17 protein-coding genes are annotated in these 24,777 nt (G+C 46.1%); 16 read left to right on the forward strand and 1 reads right to left on the reverse strand.

Going from position 1 to position 24,777, the window contains the following annotated elements; genetic code table 11:
- Positions 1-32 precede the first annotated feature (32 nt).
- From AACM02_RS14005 to AACM02_RS14060, 12 genes are read left to right on the forward strand one after another with little or no spacing between them, the layout of a single operon-like run.
- Positions 33-1,520 carry a glycosyl hydrolase family 28 protein gene (locus AACM02_RS14005; RefSeq protein ID WP_339117307.1) on the forward strand — a complete coding sequence of 496 codons (1,488 nt, stop codon included), beginning with the start codon at positions 33-35 and terminating at the stop codon, positions 1,518-1,520.
- A gap of 39 nt (positions 1,521-1,559) precedes the next feature.
- Positions 1,560-2,309, forward strand: coding sequence for a glycosyl hydrolase family 28 protein (locus tag AACM02_RS14010; protein ID WP_339117308.1), 750 nt, complete (start codon positions 1,560-1,562; stop codon positions 2,307-2,309).
- Between the two features lie 5 nt (positions 2,310-2,314).
- On the forward strand, positions 2,315-4,402 hold the full coding sequence (locus AACM02_RS14015) for a right-handed parallel beta-helix repeat-containing protein (protein WP_339117309.1): 2,088 nt from the start codon (positions 2,315-2,317) through the stop codon (positions 4,400-4,402).
- A 29-nt stretch (positions 4,403-4,431) separates the two neighbouring features.
- The gene (locus AACM02_RS14020; RefSeq protein WP_339117310.1) at positions 4,432-6,741 is read left to right on the forward strand and encodes a GH92 family glycosyl hydrolase; all 2,310 of its coding nucleotides are present in this window, start codon (positions 4,432-4,434) and stop codon (positions 6,739-6,741) included.
- 11 nt (positions 6,742-6,752) lie between these two features.
- Complete coding sequence (locus tag AACM02_RS14025) at positions 6,753-8,867, forward strand: hypothetical protein (RefSeq protein WP_339117311.1); 2,115 nt, start codon at positions 6,753-6,755, stop codon at positions 8,865-8,867.
- A gap of 51 nt (positions 8,868-8,918) precedes the next feature.
- Positions 8,919-11,327, forward strand: coding sequence for a TIM-barrel domain-containing protein (locus AACM02_RS14030; RefSeq protein ID WP_339117312.1), 2,409 nt, complete (start codon positions 8,919-8,921; stop codon positions 11,325-11,327).
- Positions 11,328-11,361: 34 nt separating this feature from the next.
- Positions 11,362-12,909 carry an alpha-L-fucosidase gene (locus tag AACM02_RS14035; protein WP_339117313.1) on the forward strand — a complete coding sequence of 516 codons (1,548 nt, stop codon included), beginning with the start codon at positions 11,362-11,364 and terminating at the stop codon, positions 12,907-12,909.
- Positions 12,909-14,096: a metallophosphoesterase gene (locus AACM02_RS14040; RefSeq protein WP_339117314.1), complete on the forward strand. Its 1,188-nt coding sequence runs from the start codon at positions 12,909-12,911 to the stop codon at positions 14,094-14,096. Before AACM02_RS14035 ends, AACM02_RS14040 begins: the two co-directional genes overlap by 1 nt.
- A gap of 59 nt (positions 14,097-14,155) precedes the next feature.
- Positions 14,156-14,836 (forward strand): corrinoid protein, encoded by a 681-nt coding sequence (locus AACM02_RS14045; RefSeq protein ID WP_339117315.1) that lies wholly within the window; start codon positions 14,156-14,158, stop codon positions 14,834-14,836.
- Positions 14,833-15,837: a uroporphyrinogen decarboxylase family protein gene (locus AACM02_RS14050; protein WP_339117316.1), complete on the forward strand. Its 1,005-nt coding sequence runs from the start codon at positions 14,833-14,835 to the stop codon at positions 15,835-15,837. Before AACM02_RS14045 ends, AACM02_RS14050 begins: the two co-directional genes overlap by 4 nt.
- Before the next feature lie 7 nt (positions 15,838-15,844).
- Complete coding sequence (locus AACM02_RS14055; RefSeq protein ID WP_339117317.1) at positions 15,845-16,543, forward strand: vitamin B12 dependent-methionine synthase activation domain-containing protein; 699 nt, start codon at positions 15,845-15,847, stop codon at positions 16,541-16,543.
- A gap of 13 nt (positions 16,544-16,556) precedes the next feature.
- Complete coding sequence (locus tag AACM02_RS14060; protein WP_339117318.1) at positions 16,557-17,603, forward strand: uroporphyrinogen decarboxylase family protein; 1,047 nt, start codon at positions 16,557-16,559, stop codon at positions 17,601-17,603.
- 82 nt (positions 17,604-17,685) lie between these two features.
- Here the strand turns inward: AACM02_RS14060 and AACM02_RS14065 are convergent, their stop codons facing one another.
- Positions 17,686-18,702 carry a LacI family DNA-binding transcriptional regulator gene (locus AACM02_RS14065; RefSeq protein WP_339117319.1) on the reverse strand — a complete coding sequence of 339 codons (1,017 nt, stop codon included), beginning with the start codon at positions 18,700-18,702 and terminating at the stop codon, positions 17,686-17,688.
- Between the two features lie 435 nt (positions 18,703-19,137).
- Between AACM02_RS14065 and AACM02_RS14070 the strand changes: the two genes are divergently transcribed.
- From AACM02_RS14070 to AACM02_RS14085, 4 genes are all read left to right on the forward strand, one after another.
- Entirely contained in the window at positions 19,138-20,685 is a 1,548-nt protein-coding gene (locus AACM02_RS14070) for an ADP-ribosylglycohydrolase family protein (RefSeq protein WP_339117320.1), read from the forward strand.
- A gap of 85 nt (positions 20,686-20,770) precedes the next feature.
- Positions 20,771-21,850 carry a PHP domain-containing protein gene (locus AACM02_RS14075; RefSeq protein ID WP_286834208.1) on the forward strand — a complete coding sequence of 360 codons (1,080 nt, stop codon included), beginning with the start codon at positions 20,771-20,773 and terminating at the stop codon, positions 21,848-21,850.
- Between the two features lie 98 nt (positions 21,851-21,948).
- Entirely contained in the window at positions 21,949-22,878 is a 930-nt protein-coding gene (gene rbsK, locus AACM02_RS14080) for a ribokinase (RefSeq protein WP_286834211.1), read from the forward strand.
- A 65-nt stretch (positions 22,879-22,943) separates the two neighbouring features.
- Positions 22,944-24,656, forward strand: a complete 1,713-nt coding sequence (locus tag AACM02_RS14085; RefSeq protein WP_339117321.1) for an ADP-ribosylglycohydrolase family protein — start codon at positions 22,944-22,946, stop codon at positions 24,654-24,656.
- Positions 24,657-24,777 lie beyond the last annotated feature (121 nt).

A 24,777-nucleotide genomic window follows, 5' to 3' on the forward strand; every position in this document is an offset into this window, starting at 1 on the left:
TCAGATTTATTCATCAATCAGCAACAACAATCATGAGTAAGATAAATATATATTTTTCGATCGTGTTCATACTTCTTGCCACTCATCTCCAGGCAAAAGATTACAATGTATCCGACTTTGGAGCAAAAGCCGACGGAACAACGGTTAACACAAGAACCATACAAAGAGCCATCGATTACGTAAGTGAAAACGGAGGCGGCCGCCTCGTTTTTCAGGTAGGCAATTACGTGACGGGAAGCATTTACCTGAAATCGAACGTGACCCTTCATCTGGAACCGGGTGCGACCATACTGGGATCCACCAATCCGCTGGATTATGTGATTGACCCCAAAATCAAGTGGTCCTCCATGATTTTTGCCGTGAATCAGGAGAACATCGGAATTACCGGTAAAGGGACCATAAACGGACGGGGATTCACTACGGCCAACAACCTGGTCAGCCTGATCCACCGCGGCATTTTTGAAGATGAGCTCTTGCTCGACAGGCCCAGGGAGTGGAGACGGCCGGAGAACATCTACTTCCGGGAGTGTGTCAACGTCACCATCACCGGCATCACTCTTCGCGACCCGGCCAGCTGGAACCAGACCTACGACCAGTGTAAGAATGTGTATGTAGATGGTATCTATGTAGATAGCAAAGCATACTGGAACAACGACGGAATCGACATCGTCGATTGTGACGGGGTAACCATTAAAAACTCCTATTTTGATGCGGCGGACGATGTCATCTGTTTCAAATCGCACGATGCTAACAGTATCTGCCAGAATGTGGTAGTGGAGAACTGTGTAGGCCGTTCCAGCGCAAATGGAATCAAGTTTGGCACCGTATCCCGCGGGGGATTCAGGAACTTTAAAATTAAGAACGTGACCATATTCGACACCTTTCGTTCTGCCATCACTTTTGCTGCGGTAGACGGGGGAATCATCGAGGATATTGAGGTGGACAGCATCCGCTCCATCAATACCGGCAACGTTATTTTCCTACGTATAGGTGACCGCTGGAGCAGCGGCAAGCAACCCAGTATGAAGAATGTCCGCATTTCCAATGTATACGCAGAAGTACCGATGTCAAAACCCGACGTGGGTTATAACTACGAGGGCCCGGTGGAAGATAATCCGCGCAACATCTCTCCCGCCGTAATATTCGGGCTTCCCGACCATAAAATCGAGGATGTAGTATTGAAGAACATCGAAATTGTATATCCGGGTGCCGGCAATCCGTTATATGCATATCGCGGCACCAGCCAGACTGAACTGGACAGTATCCCCGACATGCGTGAAAGATACCCTGAATTCTCACAATGGAAAGAACTGCCCGCATGGGGATTCTATGTACGTCATGCCGACGGTGTGGTATTCGACAACGTAAGACTGGTTGCCGAGAAAAAAGACTACCGTCCTTCGATAGTAATCGACAATGTGGACGGAGCTACTTTCCGCAACGTAGAGTTTATTGAACCCGAAAGCAAAAACAAAAAGCAGATTATTCAAAACCGTTCCAAAAATGTAACGATCCAATAATGCTGTTTACCCCATTCAACCATTAAAAGACAAAACAAAATGAGCAAAAAAATAGTTATTACCTGCGTCGCTTTAATCCTCACACTCTCAATGTTCGCAAAGGATTACAAAGCATCCCTGTTTGACATCAAATCAGATGGCGTCACCTTAAATACAGCATCCATACAATACGCCATTGATTATATCAGTGCCAATGGAGGCGGACAACTCAACTTCTATGTAGGACGCTACCTCACAGGCAGTTTCCACTTAAAACCCAACGTAACGATCCAACTGCATGAAGGGGCTGTCCTGGTGGCCTTTCGATCGATTTATGACTACCTTAGCGTCAATAACACCCAGGCACTTATCCTGGCGGATAACGTTGAGAATATTGGCATCACCGGTAAAGGAGTCATTGAAGGACATGGACAAGGGGTATTGAAAAGCATTACCGATCAGGTAGAGAAAGGACACCTCGAAAAAAGTGCATTACAAACCAGACCGGCATTGATTCATTTCAACGGATGCAGTAACATCAAACTGGAAGGACTTATCCTGCGGGATGCCTGCGGAGATGTACAAACCTATTCCGGCTGTAAAAACATCAACATTAACAACATTACAGTAGAGAGCAAGGCAGTGCCCGGAAGCAAAGGGATGGTAATTTCCAACTGTGACAGCGTAACCCTCAGCAATTCCTATTTCGACACCACAGGCAATGAGATAGACACAAACCAGGCATCAAGAAATGTGTCGGTAAGGGAAACCATCAATTCCAAAGGTAAAAAGCTTCAATCCAAAAGATAAAAACAGTGAGGAACTTATCCAGACGATATTACCTCTTTTTATTCCTGTTGTATTTTCTGGGATCATGTGCAGGCAACAACAGGGTATATGTCTCTGTAGACGGGAATGACAAAGGCACCGGTAAACGAAACGATCCCTTTATGACCTTGGGGAGGGCCAGGGATTATATCAGGGAGAAAAGATGGGGAGAAACGGACGATCGCCCGTACACCATCTTGCTGCGTGGAGGCAACTACCGCATCGAGCGAACGATCCACTTCACCGACAAAGATTACAACATTACCATACAATCCTTCCCCGATGAAAAAGTCACATTAACAGGCAGTATTCTTATTGCACCGGAACAGATTCTTCCGGTTGCAGGGACAGATAAAGAGGAGATCTTTCCCGAAGCAAACAGGAACAAGGTATTTATGGTCCGCCTGAAAGACTTACCTATCGAGGATTATGGCCAGTTAGAGCCGGTCGGCTTCGGCCGGCCTGTAACACCGGCCCCCATGGAGTTATTTATCAACGGAAAACCGGGACACCTCTCCCGATGGCCAAACGATTCATCGGTTAACATCGGAAAGGTAATTTACAGCGGGTCCCTGGCTGATGACAAAAGACAGGAAGGGGCAACCTTTACCTATCCGGGGGACAGGCCTTACGGATGGAAGCATCCGGAGAAAGTATGGATTGCCGGTTATTTCAATCACGGATGGGCGGATGATGCGGTAAGGCTGGCGTCGATTGATTCATCTAAAAAGGCCATTACCACTTTTCATCCACACAGGTACGGTTTTGGATCGGGAAAACCCTGGAATCAATGGTATGCCTATAATATCGTGGAAGAAACAGATGCTCCGGGTGAATACTGTATCGATCGGGAAGAGGGAATCCTCTATTTTTTTGATCCGGGAACACAATCTACCCTGGAAGTTTCGCTCCTCGAAGAGCCTATTATGGAGATGCTGGGCGCATCCGATATCACCGTTAAAGGAATCGTTTTTGAAAATGCAAGAGGAAGTGCGGCAGCATTGTATGGAACCGGCAATTGTATTTTTTCAGGTTGTATATTCAGGAATTTAGGCAGTTTCGCCATATCCATTGAAGATGCAACCGGTTTTTCACAACAGCCACAACAGGCATTCAGCAGCAACAACGGCATCGTCGATTGTATGATCTATGAAACGGGGAGAGGTGGAATTGTTCTTTCAGGAGGAGACCGTAATACCCTTACCCCCGCCCGCAATTATGTCCACAATTGCACCATTCACGATTTCAATCGCATCGCCAAAACCTACAGTGCAGGGATTAAAATATCGGGAGTGGGCAACCAAATCCTTCATAATGAAATATTTAATGCTCCGCATGTAGCCATTCTACTCTCCGGAAATGATCACCTCATTGAGTATAACGAGATTCATCATGTTTGTATGGAGACGGACGACGCAGGTGCAATTTATTACGGCCGTAATCCCTCTGAAAGAGGACACCTGGTGCAATATAATTTCATCCATCACCTGCCGGAACGCTATCGTACCACAGCCATCTATCACGATGATGCGGCCTGCGGGATGAAAGTGCACGGGAACGTGTTCTACAAGGCGGGCGCTTTTCCCGTATTGATTGGCGGAGGTAGTGACAATCCCTACACAAACAACATTTTCATTGATTGCCCGGTCGGGATTAAAGTAGACAATCGCTTACAGGCTTTTGATTGGGCAAAACCGATGATCGCTCCCGGAGGGATTATTGAACAGCGATTGAATGAAATAAAATTCGATCGGCCTCCCTACTGTACAAACTATCCGGAACTGGCAAAATACTGGGAAGAGGATCCCTCTTTTCCAAAAAGGAACCGGGTGGACAGGAACCTGTTTGTAAATGTTGGACAGACCGTACTAAAAGTAGACGATGGGGTAAATGCGGATAAACAATTCCTCGATTTCACCACCAATAATCTTGTCACCCGTGAAGATCCGGGATTTATAGATAAAAACAGGATGAATTTCAAGTTAACGGAAACTTCAGCAGTATTTGAAAAAATCAGGGGCTTTGAAGCCGTTCCTTTTGAAAAAATGGGTACCTATGCAATCGGTAATAAGTAATCAACAATATGATTTATAAAACAATGAGCATGTGCAACAAGACAATTATTACACTTCTGTGCGCAGTATCCGTCTTTGGGTCATTATCCGCACAACAGAAAACTGAAGACCTGACGCAATATGTGAATCCCATGATCGGCACTCAGGAAATGGGGCATGTATTTCCCGGTTCTACCGTCCCTTTTGGTATGGTACAACTCAGCCCGGACACCGATACCATCCCGTATGCCGTAGATGGGAAATATACAGGCACCGTGTACCGTTACTGTGCCGGTTATCAATACAACGACCCCACCATAGTAGGATTCAGCCATACCCATTTCAGTGGTACGGGCCATTCCGACCTGGGGGATTTTCTGATTATGCCCACTACCGGGAAACTGCAGTTGAACCCCGGCACGTCCGACAAACCGGAGAATGGATACCGGTCGCAATTCAGCCACGAAACCGAAACAGCTACACCCGGCTACTATCGCGTAACACTGGACGATTACAATATCGATGCCGAGTTGACCACTACTGAACATGTGGGTTTTCACCAATATACCTTTCCAGAAAGTGAAGATGCGCACATCGTCCTTGACTTGACACACGGAATCTACAATTATGACGGAAAAGTATTGTGGTCACAGGTATGGGTACACAACGACACATTGGTGACAGGCTACCGCATCACCAGCGGATGGGCGCGGACCAATTACCTCTATTTTGCCATGGTCTTTTCCAAGCCCATTGAAAATTACGGGTCCCGCAATGAAGAAGAGCTGGTTTATCGCGGTTTCTGGCGTAAGTTTGACCAGGAAAACAATTTCCCTGAAATGGGTGGCAGAAAACTGAAGACCCACTTCGACTTCAAAACGGAAGCGGGAGAGAAAATCAAGATCAAATTTGCCCTTTCTGCTGTCAGCACCGAAGGGGCACTGAAAAACCTCTATGCCGAAGTGCCTCATTTTGATTTCGACCGGGTGAAAAACGAAGCCAAAGAGAAATGGCAAAAGGAACTGGAGAGAATCAGGATTAAAGCTACACCGGAAAAGAAAGAAACATTCTACACCTCATTGTACCACACGTTTATCAATCCTGTTGAATACATGGATGTAGATAGCCTGTACAGGGGAATCGACCACCAGATACACAAGGCGGAAGGATTTGTCAATTACTCTGTTTTCTCCTTGTGGGACACTTACCGGGCACTGCATCCGTTGTTGACAATCATACAACCGGAACGTACTTCCGATATGGTTAATTCCATGCTGGCTCATCATGACCAAAGTGTACATAAATCCCTGCCGGTATGGAGTCATTTTGGTAATGAAAACTGGTGCATGATCGGTTATCATGCCGTGCCGGTGATCGCTGACGCCTGGGTAAACGGTATCCGGGGTTTTGACCCGCAGCGGGCACTGGAGGCATCGGTATCCTCGGCAACCTACCCCAACTACGGGAACCTCGATGACTACATGAAACTGGGATATGTGCCGTTTGACAAAAGTGTATACGGCTCCTCCATGACCCTGGAATATGCCTATGACGACTGGGCAATTGCTCAACTGGCGGAATCGATCGGCAACAAGGAAGTAGCCGCAAAATTCAACGAACGAGCCCACAACTGGAAAAACCTGTTCAACAACAACACCGGGTTTGTGGGTGCAAAGAACAGTGACGGAAGCTGGAAAGCTCCCTTTGATCCACTCCATACGGCCAATGAAGGGTTTATCGAAGGCAATTCATGGAATTATTCGCTCTATGTACCGCACGATGTACCTGCCCTCATCCAGAGAATGGGTGGAAATGACCGTTTTTCGCAATACCTGGACACCCTTTTTACCATGTACCTGCCGGATAAGTATTTTGCCGAAACGGAAGATGTAACCCGGGAGGGATTGATTGGTTGCTACGTGCACGGCAACGAACCTAGCCATCACGTGCCTTACCTCTACAATTGGGCCGGCAAACCCTGGAAAACACAGGAACGAATTCACCAGATCAAAAACAGCATGTACCTGAACAAACCCGACGGATTGTGTGGCAACGATGACTGTGGCCAGATGTCTGCCTGGTATGTTTTCTCTTCGCTGGGCTTCTACCCGGTTGCACCCGCATCGGGACAATACGCCATTGGCTCACCCTCCGTCAAAGAGGCAACCCTGCAACTTCCGAACAACAAGGAACTGGTAGTCAAAGTGGAGAATTACGATGAAAAAAACATCTACGTCCAGCATGTGGAAATAAACGGCAAGCCAGTCAGGGACTACACCTTGCTCCACAGAGACCTGATCAAAGGGGGTGAGCTGCTGTTCAAGATGGGCAGGAAACCGATGAAGAAAAGATTTAAATAATACGAATCCTCATGAGGGTAAGCTATTTTATACTGATCATCCTGCTATTGGGCTGTAACAATCCAGCTAATAAGAACAGAATCAACCGCAAGGAGGTGGTCTCGCGACACAACATCGTATCCGAAAAATTCAGCAAACGCAGTCCGGCACAAGTGGGAAACGGTGAAATCGCTTTTGGAGTGGATATCACCGGATTACAGACTTTTGTTCCTTTCAATACCCTGTCGCAATGGGGATGGCATTCGGACCCGGTACCCGAAGGTGTGGATATTAGCAATTTCAAGGGACAGCAAGTACTTCACAACGGAAGGATGGTCACCTATCCCCTCAGAAACGAGGAGACGGAAGAGCAAAAGGTGATTACCGAATGGTTGGTGGGCAACCCGCATCGGATCAACCTGGCCAGGATCGCTTTCTCATTGTTGGGTGCGGAGGGCAAGGAAGTAGCGATGACCGACCTGCAGAATTGTCTGCAGGAAGTGGATCTTTGGAGCGGCATCATCTCCAGTTATTTTGAGATTGATGATATTCCTGTACAGGTATATACCGCCTGCCATCCCGATAGAGACCTGATCGCCGTGACAGTAGAATCACCCCTTATCGACCTCAAGAGGTTGGCTGTAAAGATCACCTTTCCCGGAGCTTCTGCCCACAACAGCAGGAAAGGAAATTATATCGGCATTTGGGATGAACCCGACAGACATGCAACCACCTACTCAGGAACCAAGCAAAAGGTTATTTTTACCCGGGAGCTAGATCAGGAAAAATATTACTCTGCGTTGTCCTGGGATACCCCCTGTATCTTTTCCGAGGCAGAAGATAATCCTCACACTTATAGGCTAACTCCCGAGGGAAACAAGATGGCATTCACCTGTGAGTTCTCACCCAAACAGATTCAAGAGAAGCCTGTCACAGCAAAAGAAGGACTTTCGGCTAGCAGGAAAGCATGGAAGCAATTTTGGGAATCGGGAGCAGCGGTCGATCTCTCCGAGAGCGAAGACGAACGTTGGTTTGAACTGGAGAGACGCATCGTTTTATCCCGCTACCTGATGAAGGCGAATGAGTCGGGATCCTTACCTCCGCAAGAAAGCGGGCTGGTAAACAACAACGGCTGGTATGGCCGCTTCCATTTTGAGATGATCTGGTGGCATCTGGCACATTGGGCTTTATGGGATAATCAGGAGCTGGCAGACAAGAGCCTGGGTATTTATCAAGATTTCCTGGAAACGGCCAGACTAAGGGCTAAGAGTGAAGGCTTTCAGGGAACAAAATGGCCAAAATGTACTGCATACAATAACGTGGAGTGGCCAGGCGTTGCCCATGCTTTTCTGATATGGCAACAACCTCATCCTATCTACTTTGCAGAGATGGAATATCGTCAAAAGCCAAACCGGGAAACGCTAGAGAAATGGCGGGAAGTAGTCTTCAGCACCGCGGAATTCCTGGCTTCGTTTGCCTATTATCATCCGGAAAAAGATGAATATGTTCTGGGGCCTCCCATTGTTCCCGTTTCAGAAAACACACCTTATGCCGAAACGTTCAATCCCACATTTGAACTGGGTTACTGGCGTTACGGACTGAAGGTAGCTAAAGAATGGTACAACAGACTCAATGTCGATGTTCCGACAAAAATAGACAGTGTTTATCACCAGTTATCACCCTATCCGGTGGAAGATAGCCTTTATGTCCTGTATGAGGGGATACCCGATATGTGGACCAAATATACCTTTGAGCATCCTGCCATCATTGGTATTTATGGCATGTTACCCGGCGATGATGTGGATAAAGTAATATTGGAAAAGACCTTCGACAAGATTCTTTCCACCTGGAATTTTAAAAGGATCTGGGGATGGGATTTTCCGATGCTGGCAATGACAGCAGCCCGGTTAGGCCGGCCGGAGCTGGCGGTTGACCTGCTGTTGCACGATAATTATATCTTTGATGAACACGGATTGGCCTATGGCGAAGGATCACCTTATCCCTATTTCCCGTCAAACGGAGGGTTACTGACAGCTATCGCGATGATGGCTGAAGGATGGGATGGCTCCGGAGACGTTACAGCCCCCGGGTTCCCGAAAGACAGTAGTTGGAAAATAAAATACGAGAACTTCCACAAGTTCCCTTAACTTGAGGAAAGTCCAATCACGGATGGATGGATAAATTATCACTGGGATTACATGAAGATTAACTTACATATTCTATTCTTTTTTGCCGGACTGCTTTGGTTCTTTTCCGGCATGAATCATCAACTGAATGCCAAAGGCAGGCCGGATCCGTTTGATATTCCGCTTCACAACGGACAGGTTTTACGTATCCAGGCGTGCCGAAACGAAATCTTTCGAATCAGGATTTCCCCTACAGGTGAATTTCAGGAAACCGTGATGGAGAGGTACGGAATCATCAAAACGGATTGGGAACCAATCGGTGCCACCCACAAAAAGAAGAATGGAAAACACATAATTTCCACAGAGTCGTATCGCCTCACTGTGGATCCTCTTGCTGGTGACATCACCGTTACCGACAACAATGGAATACTTGTTGTGGAAAGAATTTCCTTTATCCAGCCTAAGGATGCCATAGCCCGCGAGCTGGCTGCTTCCCTCAACACCTATTTTGGAGAGATAAGGCAGGACGAAGCAATTATCGGTTCAGGAAAATCGGACACACCGATACAGGCCCAATTGTTGGATGAGGTTGGCAATCTCTCCAAGGGCAGGATAATTGGCGTCACCCTCAAAGAAGAAGAGCGCTTCTACGGGGGAGGAAGTACCAGTCGCACCAACATCCAACACCGGGGTACGGCTCTGCGCATGTGGGCCACTTACAAAAAGACAGAAATACCGATGCCTTTCATCATCAGTTCTGAGGGATGGGGCATCTTCAATAATACAACGGCAAAAAACTATTTGGATATTGGTCGCTTTCAAAAAGACAACCTTTTTGTCTACAACAGCGAGGGTGATCCCGATTTTTACTTGTTACTAGGCAGGCAAATGACCGAGGTGATTGATCACTATACCCGTGTCACAGGAAGGCCCTACCTCATGCCAAAATGGGGGTACGGACTTGCATTTGGCGGCAATACAATGGAAGATCAACTGGATATCCTGAACGATGCACTTCGTTTTCGGGAAGAGCAGATTCCTTGTGATATTTTTTGGCTTGAACCCCAGTGGATGGAAAAAAGATATGATTTCTCCACCTCTAAAAACTGGAATTTCGACAAATTCCCAGCAGAACCCTTTTGGGAAAAAGAGAAATTTCCAAAATATGAACACCCCACCCTCTTTATCTCCCGTTTACATGGCCTTGGATTTAAACTGGCTTTATGGCTTTGTATCGATCATGACATGACCATCGCCGAGGAAGACAAGTTGGCATTGGAGCGCGGAGCGTCACTCTCCGGCAAAGATCATTGGTTTCAACACCTCACCCGGTTCATCGATCAGGGTGTAGATGGATTCAAACTGGACCCTGCCCACACACTCGATGAGCACCCAGACCGAGCATATCATAACGGGCTTACAGACAAAGAGATGCATAACCTGAATCAGGTGTTGCTCCCCAAGCAGATGTACGAGACCTTCCGTTCTCACAAGGGTATACGCTCCTTTCACCACTATTGCGGGGGATATGCCGGAACCCAGCATTGGGGGGTATCCACCAGCGGAGACAACGGCGGAGACAAAGTGGCCCTGCTCGATCAGCTGAATCTTGGCCTTAGCGGCTTCGTCAATACTTCGGCCGACGTCCTGGTAGAGGTCTCTGACAACAAGGCGGCTATGCATATGGGGTTCTTCTTTCCCTGGATCCAGGTCAACAGTTGGTACAACCTGCTTCATCCCTGGTACATGAACCCGGAAGAGAAAGAGACCTTTCACTTTTATGCAACCCTTCGCAACAGCCTCTTCCCTTATATCTATTCAGCAGCATTGCAAGGGAGCCAGTCCGGAATGCCCATTTTGCGGGCAATGCCCCTGGTGTTCCCTGATGACCGTACAGTGGATAACCTGACCAGCCAGTTTATGTTTGGAGACCATCTGCTGGTAGGGGTCAACAGTGATTCTCTCTATTTGCCGAAAGGGAAATGGATCAATTACTGGACCGGCGAAACAGTTACAGGCAACAAGACCATTCATGCTTCGGTACCGGAAACGAGAGGTGGCTCCCTTTTTATCCGCGAAGGGGCAATTATTCCTTACCAGAAACCGACTCAGTTTATTGGTGAAAATTTACTCGATACCATTGAGCTGAAGATCTATCCTTATCAAACAAGCAGCTATATACTCTGGGAAGATGATGGGATCACTTTTGCATATGAAAAGGGTGATTTTTCAAAGACGAAGATCGATTGTGTCGATACCGGACAAAATACAGAGATTACCTTTAATCCCGTAGAGGGCCGATACGAAGGGATGCCCAAAGAGCGAACCTGGGAACTTGAAATTTTCTCCGATACAAAACCCTCTTATTTGCTGGTGAATGGCATCAGAATAGATGATTGGAAGTATGGTAAAGGAGCAGTCCAATTCACCTTGTATCAGGGAGACCTAAATAAAAAGCAGATCATTGAAATTCAAAAATAATACGATTCGAATTCTCTAAATGTAAAACCAATCCATGAGTAGTAAAAATAAAATCCTTCAGATAAAGTGTGCAATCCTGTTACTGTTGTGTACAACAACTCTCCCATTATCTGCACAATTCAATAGTTTCCCCGAATCCTACCACATCGACAAGAAAGATATTGAAAGAGCCAAAAAAGTGATATCAACGCCGCTAAAAGAGGATCTGGTACTACCCAATCCCCATAAAGAGGCGCAGTGGTATCCCAATGCCAGCCTCGGGCTTTTCATGCACTGGGGGATTCACAGTGTGGTGGGCGCACAACCATCGTGGGATATGATTGCCCATTACAGGTATGGAGGGAAAGTAGCACCTCCCGAACGTTATTATGCCCTGGCCAATCAATTTGATCCACAGAACTACGACCCCGACAAATGGTTGAAATCAGCCCAAAAAGCAGGTTTCACCTATGCCGTGCTTACCACCAAACACCATGACGGTTATGCCTTGTGGCCCTCCAAATATGGTATTGGTACCAAACAATACATGGGTGGGCGGGATCTTATTCAACCTTATGTTGATGCCTGTAGAAAAAACGGCCTGAAGGTTGGTTTTTATTTCTCTCCCAGGGACTGGCATTTTCCGGGGTTGATGCACCCCAATGAATATGATGCGGAGAAGTGGCATCAGCTGCCGGCTATTACCGATTCTGTCGCAAATTATCAGAAGTACGAACGGTTTCTCGGGTTTGTCCTTGCACAAATGGAAGAGCTCCTTACCCGATACGGCAAAATTGATATTCTGTGGCTGGATGGCATGTATTTCAAAGGAGTGAGTGATATGCACACAGAGCAGATCTATACCTGGATCCGTTCCCTGCAACCGGGGATTGTGATCAACGACCGCTGGTCCAACATTGTGAATCCCGATGACCCTGCCGGAAGCGGCATGCGGATCGGTGACTTCACCACTCCTTTTGAATGTATTCTCCCCACCTATACGCCATCCCAATGGTGGGAACACTGTGATATCTGGACATCGGGAGGTGGTGGCTGGGGGTATGACAAAACAGGCACCTTCAGGCCTTATGCCTGGTTTTTTGAGCATCTTGTCGCCAGCCGTTCATTAGGGGGGAACTTCCTCCCTAATGTGGGACCGGATGGCAAAGGAGAGATGCACCCTAACTACTACAGGAATATGGAGGCAATCGCCGAATGGATGTCACATAGCCGCGAATCGGTGATTGGAGCAGCTCCCTCTCCCGGAGTTGCCCGCAGCAACGTGATGATCACTAGCCGGGGTAATAACTGGTACCTGCATCTTCTTCCGTCATTCCAGAAACAGGTTTCTCTGCGAACAGGCCAAAAACCAATAGCTGTGACCCTTCTCCGCACGGGAGAATCGATTCCCTTCATTTACAGGGACGGATTCATAAACTTCTCCTTATTACCCGCACAGCGCACCGAGATGGATGATGTGGTGAAAGTGGTCATTCAAGAAGATCAGAAACGTTATACGATGTCGAAAGATGATGATGCTTCCATCGAAGTAGACAAAAGTTTTAATAAATTTGCAAGAAAATCAACAACACTTAATAAATAATGAAAAATACCAAGTTGCTCTTATTAATAACTCTTTTCCTGAACTTCTCAATGTCTCTTGCTGCTCAGTCTCGGATCTCCATTACCCATGGTCCCTACCTGCAAGGATTGACTGAAGATGAAGTAACAATTGTTTGGACAACCAATAAAAGGGCTATATCGTGGGTGGAGCTGGCTCCGGACGACAAAACCCATTTCTACCATGAGCCGCGACCCCAATTTTTTTCAGAATCATACGGATTCAAAGTGGTCGATTCTGTTCATATGGTCAGGCTGAAGAATCTGAAACCCAACACTACCTACCGGTACCGAATCTATTCCCAGGAGGTACTGAGCCATCAAGCGTATCATGTAACCTACGGCCGGACCGTGGCAAGCAATGTATACAGTGAAACACCGCTTAAATTCACCACCAACAATCCTCAAAAGGAGGAAATTTCTTTTTTGGTATTGAATGACATTCACGGCAACAACGAACTGATGGATTCTCTCTTGATAGGGGCCCGATGGGATAAAACCGACCTGGTTTTTTTCAACGGGGACATGACCACCGATCTCCGTTCAGAAAAAAAACTGTTCGACGACTTTCTGGACAAAGCAGTGACGTTGTTTGCCAAAGAGACACCCTTTTATTATGCGAGAGGGAATCATGAAACCAGGGGAAATTTCGCAACAACCTTTCCCCGTTACTTTCCCACCCCTACCGGCCAGTTATATTATATGTTCCGGCAAGGCCCCGTCTGCTTTATCGTGCTCGACTGTGGTGAGGACAAGCCGGACAACGACATTGAATACAGTGGCATCGTAGCTTTTGACAATTACCGTACCGAACAGGCCCAATGGCTGAAAAAGGTGATTCAGAGTGATGAATTTCAGCAATCTCCCTTTAAGGTGGTGATCACCCATATCCCTCCTTTCGGAAATTGGCACGGGGAGAAAGAGATCCTGGACAAGTTCGTCCCCATTTTAAACAAAGCAAATATTGATTTGATGATGTGCGGTCATCTTCATAACCACATCTATCGTGAAAGGAGTGACGCGATTAATTTTCCTATACTGGTGAACCATAACAGGGAGATGATCAACGTCCAGGCCAATAAACAACAGATGGATATCCAGATCTCCAACAGCGGGGGAAAACAGGTAAAAGCCTTTCATTTCAAGACACAAAATAACAGTAACCCCTGAATAAAGAAAAATCAAAAAATTTCAACACATAAATCACTAACATAAAATAACAATATCGTATGGAAAATATTCTTGAGCAGATTGCCAACTGTGTGGATAAAGGGAAGATTAACCGGAGCGTTCCCTATCCCCCGGAAATGAAGGGACAACCGGGTGTGGACGAACTTACCCTGCAGGCATTGGAGTTAAACTTTCCACCCTCGGAAATACTTTCAAAAGGATTAATCGCAGGGATGGAACGCATCGGGACAAAATTCAGGGAAAACCGGGTCTTCGTACCACAGGTGCTGATGAGCGCCAAGGCAATGAACTGCGGGATGATGCACCTGAAAAAATTTTTCGTTGACGGAACGGTAGCACACAAGGGAAAACTGATCATCGGCACGGTGGAAGGCGATTTGCATGACATCGGAAAGAACCTGGTCAGCATGATCGCGGAGGGAAACGGATATGAAATCATCGATCTGGGCGTGGATGTCCCTGCAACGAAATTTATTGAAGCGCTTCAGGACCATCCCTCCGCCTTTGTGGGAATGTCAGCCTTGCTCACAACGACCATGGCCAACATGGCGGTTATCAACCAAACAATCAAACAAGCGTTTCCGGAGGTGATCACCTTTGTGGGCGGTGCCCCGCTGAACCGTGAATTTGCGCAAAAAATCGGAGCCGACCATTATACGGACGGGCCTCAGGAGATGGTGGAGATACTGGATAAACTGACAATCAACAATGCATCATGATGGAAATTAAAAGCTGGATGGAACAGATCATCCAATCCCCCGACCGGTATGCCATCCCCGTCATGACGCATCCGGGGATCGAGATGCTGGGATACTCCGTCAGGGAAGCCGTCCAGAACGGGGAGGTTCATGCAAGGGCTATTAAAGCGCTTAGCGACAAATATCCTTCCAAAGCCTCCACGGTAATCATGGACCTGACTGTTGAGGCGGAAGCGTTTGGATGTGACATCTCTTTTCCGGAGGAGGACATGCCCCATATTTCCGGGAAGCTCGTTGATGCTTCAACCGTAGAGCGGTTGAAGGTTCCCTCCCTGGCCGCAGGGAGAATACCACAATACCTGAAAGCCAACAGGTTGGCGGCAGGGATGATCGATACCCGACCCGTACTGGCCGGTGTGATTGGCCCTTTTTCCCTGGCGGGCAGACTGTTTGGCATGTCGGAGATCATGACCGGTTGTTATCTCGAAACCGGTGCGGTGGAACTGCTGCTCGAGAAGTGCACGCAGTTTATCCTGTCCTACGCCACAGCATTGAAACAGGAAAGCGGCTGCGCGGGTATCGTCATCGCGGAGCCGGCCGCGGGACTGCTCTCCAACGATGATTGCCTGCAGTTTTCCTCCCGGTATGTCAAAAGGATCATTGAATCGGTACAGGACGAACAGTTCATGGTAGTGCTCCACAATTGCGGAAACAGGGGCCATTGTACGGATGCCATGATACAAACCGGTGCCGCGGCCTATCATTTCGGCAATGCGGCAAATATGACGGAGGCACTGGCGCAATGTCCGGCGGATGCACTGGTGATGGGGAATATCGATCCGGTAGCCGTATTGCAGATGTTGCCCCCCGAAAAGGTTAAGGAAAAGGTCACGCAGCTCCTCGAAGAGACCGCCCCTTATCCAAACTTCGTATTGTCAACCGGCTGCGATGTGCCTCCGCATGTATCGCCGGAGAACATCCGGGCTTTTTATGACGCGCTCGCCGCCTTCAACCAAAAGTGAACCTTTCATGACCTTTGTCGATTATCACATTGAACCCGACGAATTGCGCTTGCACCTCGGCGACTTGTTGCGGCTACTGCAGGTGCCTGACCACTCACCCGACAATCCCGTGGTGCACGAGGCGACCGGGCTGTTCGGCCAACTCCCCGGTCTGGCAAGCATACGGGGAGGATATGCGGTGTATGAGGATATCCGCATTGACGAAAAGGAGGGGTCGATCAGGATCCTGGACAGGAAGATCCACCCGCAACAACAGATTTGCGGGTACATGAAGGGAGCGGAAAAGCTGGCCCTGCTTGTCTGTACGGCGGGTGAAGGTTTTACTGCCCGTTCACGCGAGTACAACAAGCAGGGGGATTACCTGAAGGGATTCATCACCGACACCATGGGTTCATGGGTGGTGGAGAGAGCCATGGACCTGATTCAGGAGAAACTGGAGAATGCTTTCAGGGAGCTTGGGATGCATGTCACCAACCGGTACAGCCCCGGTTATTGCAACTGGCCTGTCAGTGAACAGCAACCGCTTTTCTCCCTTCTTCCCGGACAGCCCTGCAACATCCGCCTGACGGGGAGCAGCCTGATGATACCCCTGAAAAGCGTGAGCGGGATCGTCGGCATCGGGAAAAAGGTAAAGAAAAGAGGCTACGCATGCGATATTTGCAACAACAGAACATGTATTTACCGCAGTATCAAAAACCACCATTAAAACAATTATTATCATGACTCCAAGAGAACGAATACTTTCTACCATCAACCGCCGACCCGTGGACCGGACACCGGTGGACATTTGGTGTACCCCGGAAATCCTGAATGTTTTGCGTGAACATACCGGCCTACAGGATGAGCTGGCTGTCTATCATGCACTGGGCATTGACAAGATCGTATGGATCTTCCCCGGATATGCAGGCCGATTTTTCGACCCCAACGACAGTGGGGAGATCACCATGTGGGGGGTTCCCACACGCATGACCAAGGCCGGACTGGCTACCTACCAGGAATACATCAATCCTCCGATTGCCGACTACCACTCCCCCTCCCAACTGGACAGCTATCCTTTATGGCCCGACCCGGACAAATTTGATTATACCGGGGCAAAAAAAGCTGCCCTGGAGGCCCGTGCCTGGGATTTTGCCACCATAGGGCCCTGGATATCACACTTCGAAATTTATTGCCAGATGCGGGGGTTGGAAAATGCTTTGCTGGACACGATCATCAATCCTGATTTTCTCGATGCTGCCCTGGAGAAGATTGATGCCATTCAAACCGCAATGCTGGAACGAATGTTAACGGAAATGGACGATTCGCTTGATATCGTTTTTATCAGTGACGACATGGGTATGCAAAGCAACATGCTGATTCCGATGGAGTCCTGGAGGACACATTTCAAGTCCCGGCTAAAAGGGTGGTGTGACCTGATTCACCGGCATGGGAAAAAAGTATTGTATCATACCGACGGGGCCGTGCTGCCATTGATACCTGAACTGATTGAATGTGGCATTGATATTCTGAACCCTATACAACATGTATGTCCCGGTATGGATCGTTCGGCACTTAAGGAGGCCTTCGGAAATGAACTGATCTTTCACGGTGGCGTGGAGAACCAGAAAATACTGCCCATGGGCACAGCAGAAGAAGTGGCGGAAGAGACACGGGAATGTGTCAGGACCCTGGGCAAGAATGGTGGTTACATCTGTTGTTCCTGCCACAATATTCAGGCAGGAACACCCCTGGAGAATATTCTTTCCATGATCGAAAGTGCCAGATAGCGGGATGAAAGTTATCCAATTATTTCAAATGGGATATATTGACCGGAAACAGAAGTATACTCCAGTGCTTTAATAACTAAATTTATAATATTGTCTTGACCGAATCCTTAATTATGATTTTGGGTTTTAAAAGCACCTTGATCGCATTCATATCCTTGTTTTCCAGTTTTGAAAAAAGAAACTTAACCGCAATCCGGATGATATCATTTACGGGTTGGGCTACACACGAGAGAGGCGTTGATAGATAATCGAGATAGGGGTGTTCATCAAATGTTATAATGGAGACATCCTGCGGTATGCGTATATTTTCCTCTTTCAATGCCTTTATACACCCCATTGCAATGGTGTTGCTTAAGGTAAATATGGCTGTTGGCCTTACCTTCTGCTGCATCAGGAGTTTCGTTTCCAGGTATCCGTTCTGTATAGTAAAATCATCTCCAACAACCCAATAATCACGGATACCCGATTGTTCAAGCGCCTCTTTAAATCCCTTTACCCGCAACCGGTTTGGCGTTGACTCCTTGACACCTTGTATGCAGGCTATGGATACATGTCCGTTATTAATGAGATACTTTGTAGCATGAAATGCTCCATCATAATTATCCGTAGAGACATAGGGCAAATCCAAATCTTCAAAATACCGGTCAATACAAATAATGGGCAATTGTTGATCATAGAGCTCTTTTATATGCCTCCACTGATTTCCGGAAGGAACAATAATCAACCCCTCAATATTTCTAGCACTCAGCTGCTCCAACTCTTTTTTCTCGTTTTCAAAGTTCTCATCACTATCGCTGATAATGGTAATATATCCGTATTTCCTGATCTCTGCATTCAGTCCGCTAGCTATGGCAGCAAAAAACGGATTGCTTAAAGAGGGGACGATAAGCGCAACGGTATTGCTTTTCCCCGTACGGAGATTGGCCGCGTAAAGGTTCGGTACATACCGCATCTCTTTGGCTACCTCCAGAACTTTCTGCTGTGAAACTTTACTGATGCGGTATTGTTCACCTTTACCATTAATGACCCTTGATACGGTGGTCGTGGAGAGTCCGGCTTTTTTTGCTATGTCAGTAATACTCACTTTATGATTGCTCATGTCTTCCGGCGTTTTCACTATATAATCTATCTGTTCTACCCATCAAAAAAAGAAATTCTGGTCAAAAGTAAGTAATATTAATCAATATACAAATAAAATCAGTAATGCTCAATCGTTAGCACAACCCAAAATCTCAATAAGATTCCATGCAAATAATGAGGTTACACAGATAAACAATTTGCATCATTCGTCTATCATGCTGACTTTTGAATATACTTTCAACAATCACGAAAGCAAGCGTATAATGCTATTTATCAGTCAACTATACACATAAAAGGTTTGCAATTGCTCCATACACTATAAATCAATTACTGAAATCGGCTGTTTTTTTCTCAAAAAATGAACAAACGTTTGTTCATAAATCTTTTTTATTCTATATTTGCACAACTGATAACGGATTCGACTCAAAATTATACACCCAATAACTGAATTTTTATGAATCATCTTAAGCTTTTTTTCTTTTATGGTGCGATTGCCCTTTTATCGTGCAATGTGGGCGACACGTTTGCAAAAGATTATAAAATCAGCAAAGGAGAGCTGCTGAATAAAATCAAAGGAGGTTGGGCAGGCCAGGTAATTGGATGTACCTACGGTGGCCCTACTGAGTTCAAATGGAACGGGACAATGATCGGAGAAGAGATCGGCATTCCCTGGGACGGCTCACGCATGTCGTGGTATTACAAAAATTCCCCGGGCTTGTATGACGACGTTTATATGGATTTAACATTTGTGCAGGTCTTTGACAAGTATGGACTGGACGCACCCGACTCACTACATGCAAAATACTTTGCCAATGCAGGCTACCCGTTATGGCATGCAAACCAGGCTGCCAGATACAATATCCTGAACGGTATCATGCCACCCGAGTCAGGACATTGGAAAAACAATCCACATGCCGATGATATTGATTTCCAGATTGAAGCCGATTTTGCCGGGTTGATGTCTCCGGCAATGGTCAATGCCGCATCAGAGATTGGCTGGAGAATTGGGCATATCATGAATTATGGCGATGGAGTATACGGCGGGATTTATGTGGCGGCCATGTATGCACTGGCTTTTGTGCATAATGATATCGAATTCATTGTGGAAGAAGCTTTGAAATCTATCCCTAAGCAGAGCAACTACTATCAATGCATTGCCGATATGATACAGTGTTATCGTGAAGATCCGAATGACTGGAAGAAGGCGTGGTTTGAGGCACAAAAAAAATGGACATCAGATATCGGTTGTCCGGACGGAGTTTTTATGCCTTTCAACATTGATGCTACAATCAACGGTGCATACATTGTTATTGGCTTACTTTATGGCAAGGGTGATTATGGCGCGACTATTGATATCAGTACGCGATGCGGGTACGATTCAGACTGTAATCCGGCCAATGCTGCCGGAATTCTAGGAACAATGATCGGGTACGACAAGATACCGGCATATTGGAAACAGGGATTGGACAAAGTAGAGGATTTAAATTTTGCACACACCGAGATGTCCCTCAACAAGGTCTACGAAACAGGTTTACGTCATGCGGGAGAAATGATCGTCCGAAACGGTGGACGACTGGATGGAGATATGTTCACCATCAAATACCAGCAACCAGAACCTGTTCCTTTTGAAAAGAGCTTTGAAGGGTTGTATCCGGTTGAGAGAAGAAGGATTGGAAGCAGTCTTACCCGTAAAAACAGAGAAGTAACATTCAAGATCAATGGTTCAGGTTTTGTTTTGGGAGGCAGGGCTATGAAGAATAACAACCTGCCCGACGTTGTCCTGGAAATCGAAGTATATATCAACGGCAACTTGTATGAAGTGGCAAAAATCCCCACAGATAATCGCGTAAGACGCCATGAGCTTACCTGGAATTATGATTTGAAGGAGGGCGAAAACAACATCACATTAAAAGCCAAAGAAATCCCTGACGGGTACCGAATAGAAACACAGGATGTGATTGAATATTCCAAAAACAAACCGGGGAAATTAATTTATTATTAATCAGTCATAAAGGATAGAAAAGAATCACATCTACAATTTAATCAAAAAGAATAAATTCACGTTGTAAGAAAAATACAATGAATATATGAAAACAAAAGCACTTCCTTACATTTACATCTGTTTGTTCCTCAGTTTTTTTTTCAACAGTACTGCCCAGGTCCAAAACGATGAGGTCTACGAATATCCGAATTTAAACAGTCAGGATTATCGATACAACATCAGAATACCCGATATTGACGGATACAAAACGCTGAAATGTGATTTTCACGTGCATACCGTTTTTTCCGATGGAAAAGTTTGGCCAGACCAACGGGTCAAGGAAGCCTGGAATGAAGGTCTGGACGTAATAGCCATAACGGACCATATTGAATACCGGGCCAATAAGAAAATATTGATCAGCGATCACAACAAATCCTATGAAATCGCAAAAGCCCAGGGAGATGCCATTGGGATGCTGGTAATAAAAGGAGCAGAAATTACGCGTCAGAAACCGCTGGGTCACCTGAACGCCCTTTTTATTCAAGATGCGAACAAGCTTGAGCGTCCGGATGCGATTGAAGCGATCGATGAGGCAATGAAACAAGGTGGTTTTATTTTATGGAATCATCCCGGTTGGCCGGATGATAAAAGCACAATGTACCCTATTCATAGAGAATTAATTGAAAAGCAGAAAATTCACGGAATAGAAGTTTTTAATGGTTGGGAGGCTTATCCGAAGGTTATTGACTGGTGTCAGGAGTTTAATCTGGCTCCCATATCCAACTCTGATATTCACTACACCAGTGCCAACCTCTACAGGGGGAAGTTAATGCGTCCAATGACCCTGGTATTTGCTAAAGATTATACCGAACAGGGAGTTAAGGACGCGATGTTTTCGGGCAGAACCCTGGCATTCTATAACAATGTTTTGTCAGGAGATGAAGGATTACTGAAATCCCTTATCAAAGCTTCACTTTCTGTGAGAGTGATTAACGAGAAAAATGGGATGATCGAGATCACCAATCTCAGCGATATCGCTTATGAAATCAAGTATGGGGAGTATATGTACCCAATGCCGTTATATCCGAATCAGGTGTTGCGTGCAACCATCCCTACCGGCACCGACGTTGAATTCTCAAATTGTATATGTGGGAAGGACCGTCACATCACGTTGAAATTGTGGTAAGAAATCACTTTTTTTAAACCGTACGACATAAGCTAACAAAAATAATCGGGATCATTACCAACCTGAATATCATTTCAGGGTCAAATCTTATATATAATATGCAAAAGAATCAAATTGTCGTTATAGGAAGTTCAAACTTGGACTATATCGTAACTACGGATCATTTCCCCAAAGGAGGGGAAACCCTTGAAGGATTGTCATTTACACAAGCCATGGGAGGCAAAGGGGCCAACCAGGCGGTCGCAGCCTGCAGATCAGGCGGAGCCGTAAGTTTCATCACTTGCGTAGGAAACGATCTCAATGGGAAAAATGCTTTGGCTTATTATAACAAGGAAGGGATAGATGTATCGCTTGCTCTTGTAAAGGAGAATGTCACCACTGGGACTGCCTCAATCTGGGTAGATAAACACGGAGAGAACAGCATCATTGTGATTCCGGGTGCCAACCAATACCTCTCCTCCGATTATATCATTCCCCACTCCAACCGCCTCATTCAGGCCAATACTATTTTGCTTCAAATGGAAATTCCTTATGAAACAGTAAAGACGATTTGCAAAATATCAACGGGGCATACAAAAGTAATCTTAAATGCCGCTCCCGCTTACAGTATTGAAGATGAGATTTTACAGTCCATTTATATGCTGGTGGTGAATGAAACTGAAGCAGAAACCATCAGCAAATGCCAAATTGAGCAAATTGGTGAAGAGGAAATGGTAAAAACTCTTTTACAGAAAGGGGTGAAAAACGTGATCCTCACCCTTGGCAGTAGCGGATGCATATACAGCAACGGCACTGATTGGTTAAAGATTCCAGCATTCAAGGTACAGGTAAAAGATACCACCGCGGCGGGAGATACTTTCTGTGGGGCTCTTGCAGTCGGAATTGGGAAATACAGCGAAATTAAACAAGCACTTATTTATGCAACTGCAGCGGCAGCGCTATGTGTCACCTCACTTGGAGCACAGCCTTCAATACCCGATGAACAGGACATTGTCACCTTTTTAAATCAAAACAATATCTACCTGTAAAACCTCAAAGTGCATATTTGCTGTTACTGTAAATTATACACACTTCTTATTATAAATTATAAATAATGATCCTTTTAAGAATGCGGAAAACAATTTTAAAAATAGCTGTTATTATCTTCACAATGAGCTTGACGGGATGTACCTCCTTAACACGAAAAAACGATCTTGACATAAAATACCGGAGGCTACCCGTCCGGGAATATCGAGATAAATTACAGGCAGGCTGGCTCGGCCAGATAGTGGGGGTTAGTTGGGCTGCCCCCACCGAATTCAAGTGGAAAGACGAAATTATCCCTTTAGAGGAGATGCCACTATGGGGCCATGAAATGATTAATGAAGCTTTTAATCAAGACGACCTCTATGTGGAAATGACCTTCTTGCGCTCTCTGGAAGAGTATGGCATAAGTGTTTCTATCCGTCAGGCAGGTATTGATTTCGCAAATACGGAATACCCTTTATGGTGTGCTAATGAGACCGGCAGACGCAACCTGCGCATGGGGATTGCCCCTCCCGATTGCAGTCATCCGGCTTTCAGCAACAACCCTCATGATATTGACTATCAGATAGAAGCCGATTACTCCGGTCTTATCGCCCCCGGAATGCCCAATGTGCCGATAGCCTTGGGTGATACATTCGGACGACTGATGAATTACAGCGACGGTGTGTATGCGGGGCAATTTGTCGGCGGTATGTATAGTGAAGCGTTTTTTGAAGATGATATCATAAAAATCATCGAGGCAGGGTTAGCATGTATCCCCGAGGGATGCCAATATGCCGAGATGGTACGCGACGTGGTTTCATGGTACAAGGCCAACCCGACCGATTGGAAAGCCACTTGGGAGTTATGTCAGGAAAAGTATCGGAGAAATCCCGAATACCAAAAGAACTCAAACGGTGGTATAGATGTGAAAATAAATGGAGCATATATCCTTATCGGTATGCTTTACGGAGAGAAGGATATAGACCAGACAATTATTATTTCTACCCGTTGTGGACAAGACTCCGATTGCAACCCTTCAAATGCAGCAGGTGTGTTGTTTACCACCATGGGTACGTCGAACCTGCCAGACCGATTCAAGGAAAATCTTGACCAGGAAACCAAATTCTCCCACACGCCTTACAATTTCCCGAAATTGCTTGACGTTTGCGAAAAGCTTGCCAGAGAATACGTTGTGCAAGAAGGTGGACGTGTGGAGACCGATTCAAACGGAGAAGAAGTATTTGTGATTCCCGTTAAAACACCCACTCCAAGTCCATTGGTGTTTAGTTGGGATCCGGAACCGATAGCCAACTCTCTTTTCACGGAAAAAGAAATGGAGAAGATTAAACATTTAGCCATGGTGAATATTCAGGGTGATCTGGACCAACGATTCCCGGGATGGATAATCGCTTTTTGCGGCTCCGATATGCAGCCGGGACTCCGCGAGACCTACAAAGGAAAAAACAACGTGCTTCTTACGCATCCTTTATCTAGAGATATGCCTTGCGTGCTAACACGAGTTGTAGACATTCCCAATGGGAAGAAGACAGTTCTTAAGACTCAGGTGTCTCACCATAACGGAGGCGATTGGCTACTGGTTATTCGGGTCAACGGTTCTATACAAAAAGAGGTGACCATCGGGAAGGATACCGTAGATGAAAACGGATGGTTAGATGTTGAATTTGACCTAACTCCCTTTGCAGGAAATAAAAATGTCAAAATAGACCTTGAGAATAAAGCAAACGGGTGGGCATGGGAGGCCGCATACTGGAGTGATATACGCATAGAGAATCTATAGTCTACCATCCACTCTGTTTATTATAAATTCAATACAATTTAAAAAAGTTATGCTACGAAACACTATATTTATTTTACTTTTTAGCTTATCAGCAACACTGTTTTCGCAGGTAAAAGACCAA

Origin of the sequence: Petrimonas sp., assembly GCF_963921705.1 — a bacterium.
In the GTDB taxonomy this organism is placed as follows: Bacteria; Bacteroidota; Bacteroidia; order Bacteroidales; family Dysgonomonadaceae; genus Petrimonas; species Petrimonas sulfuriphila.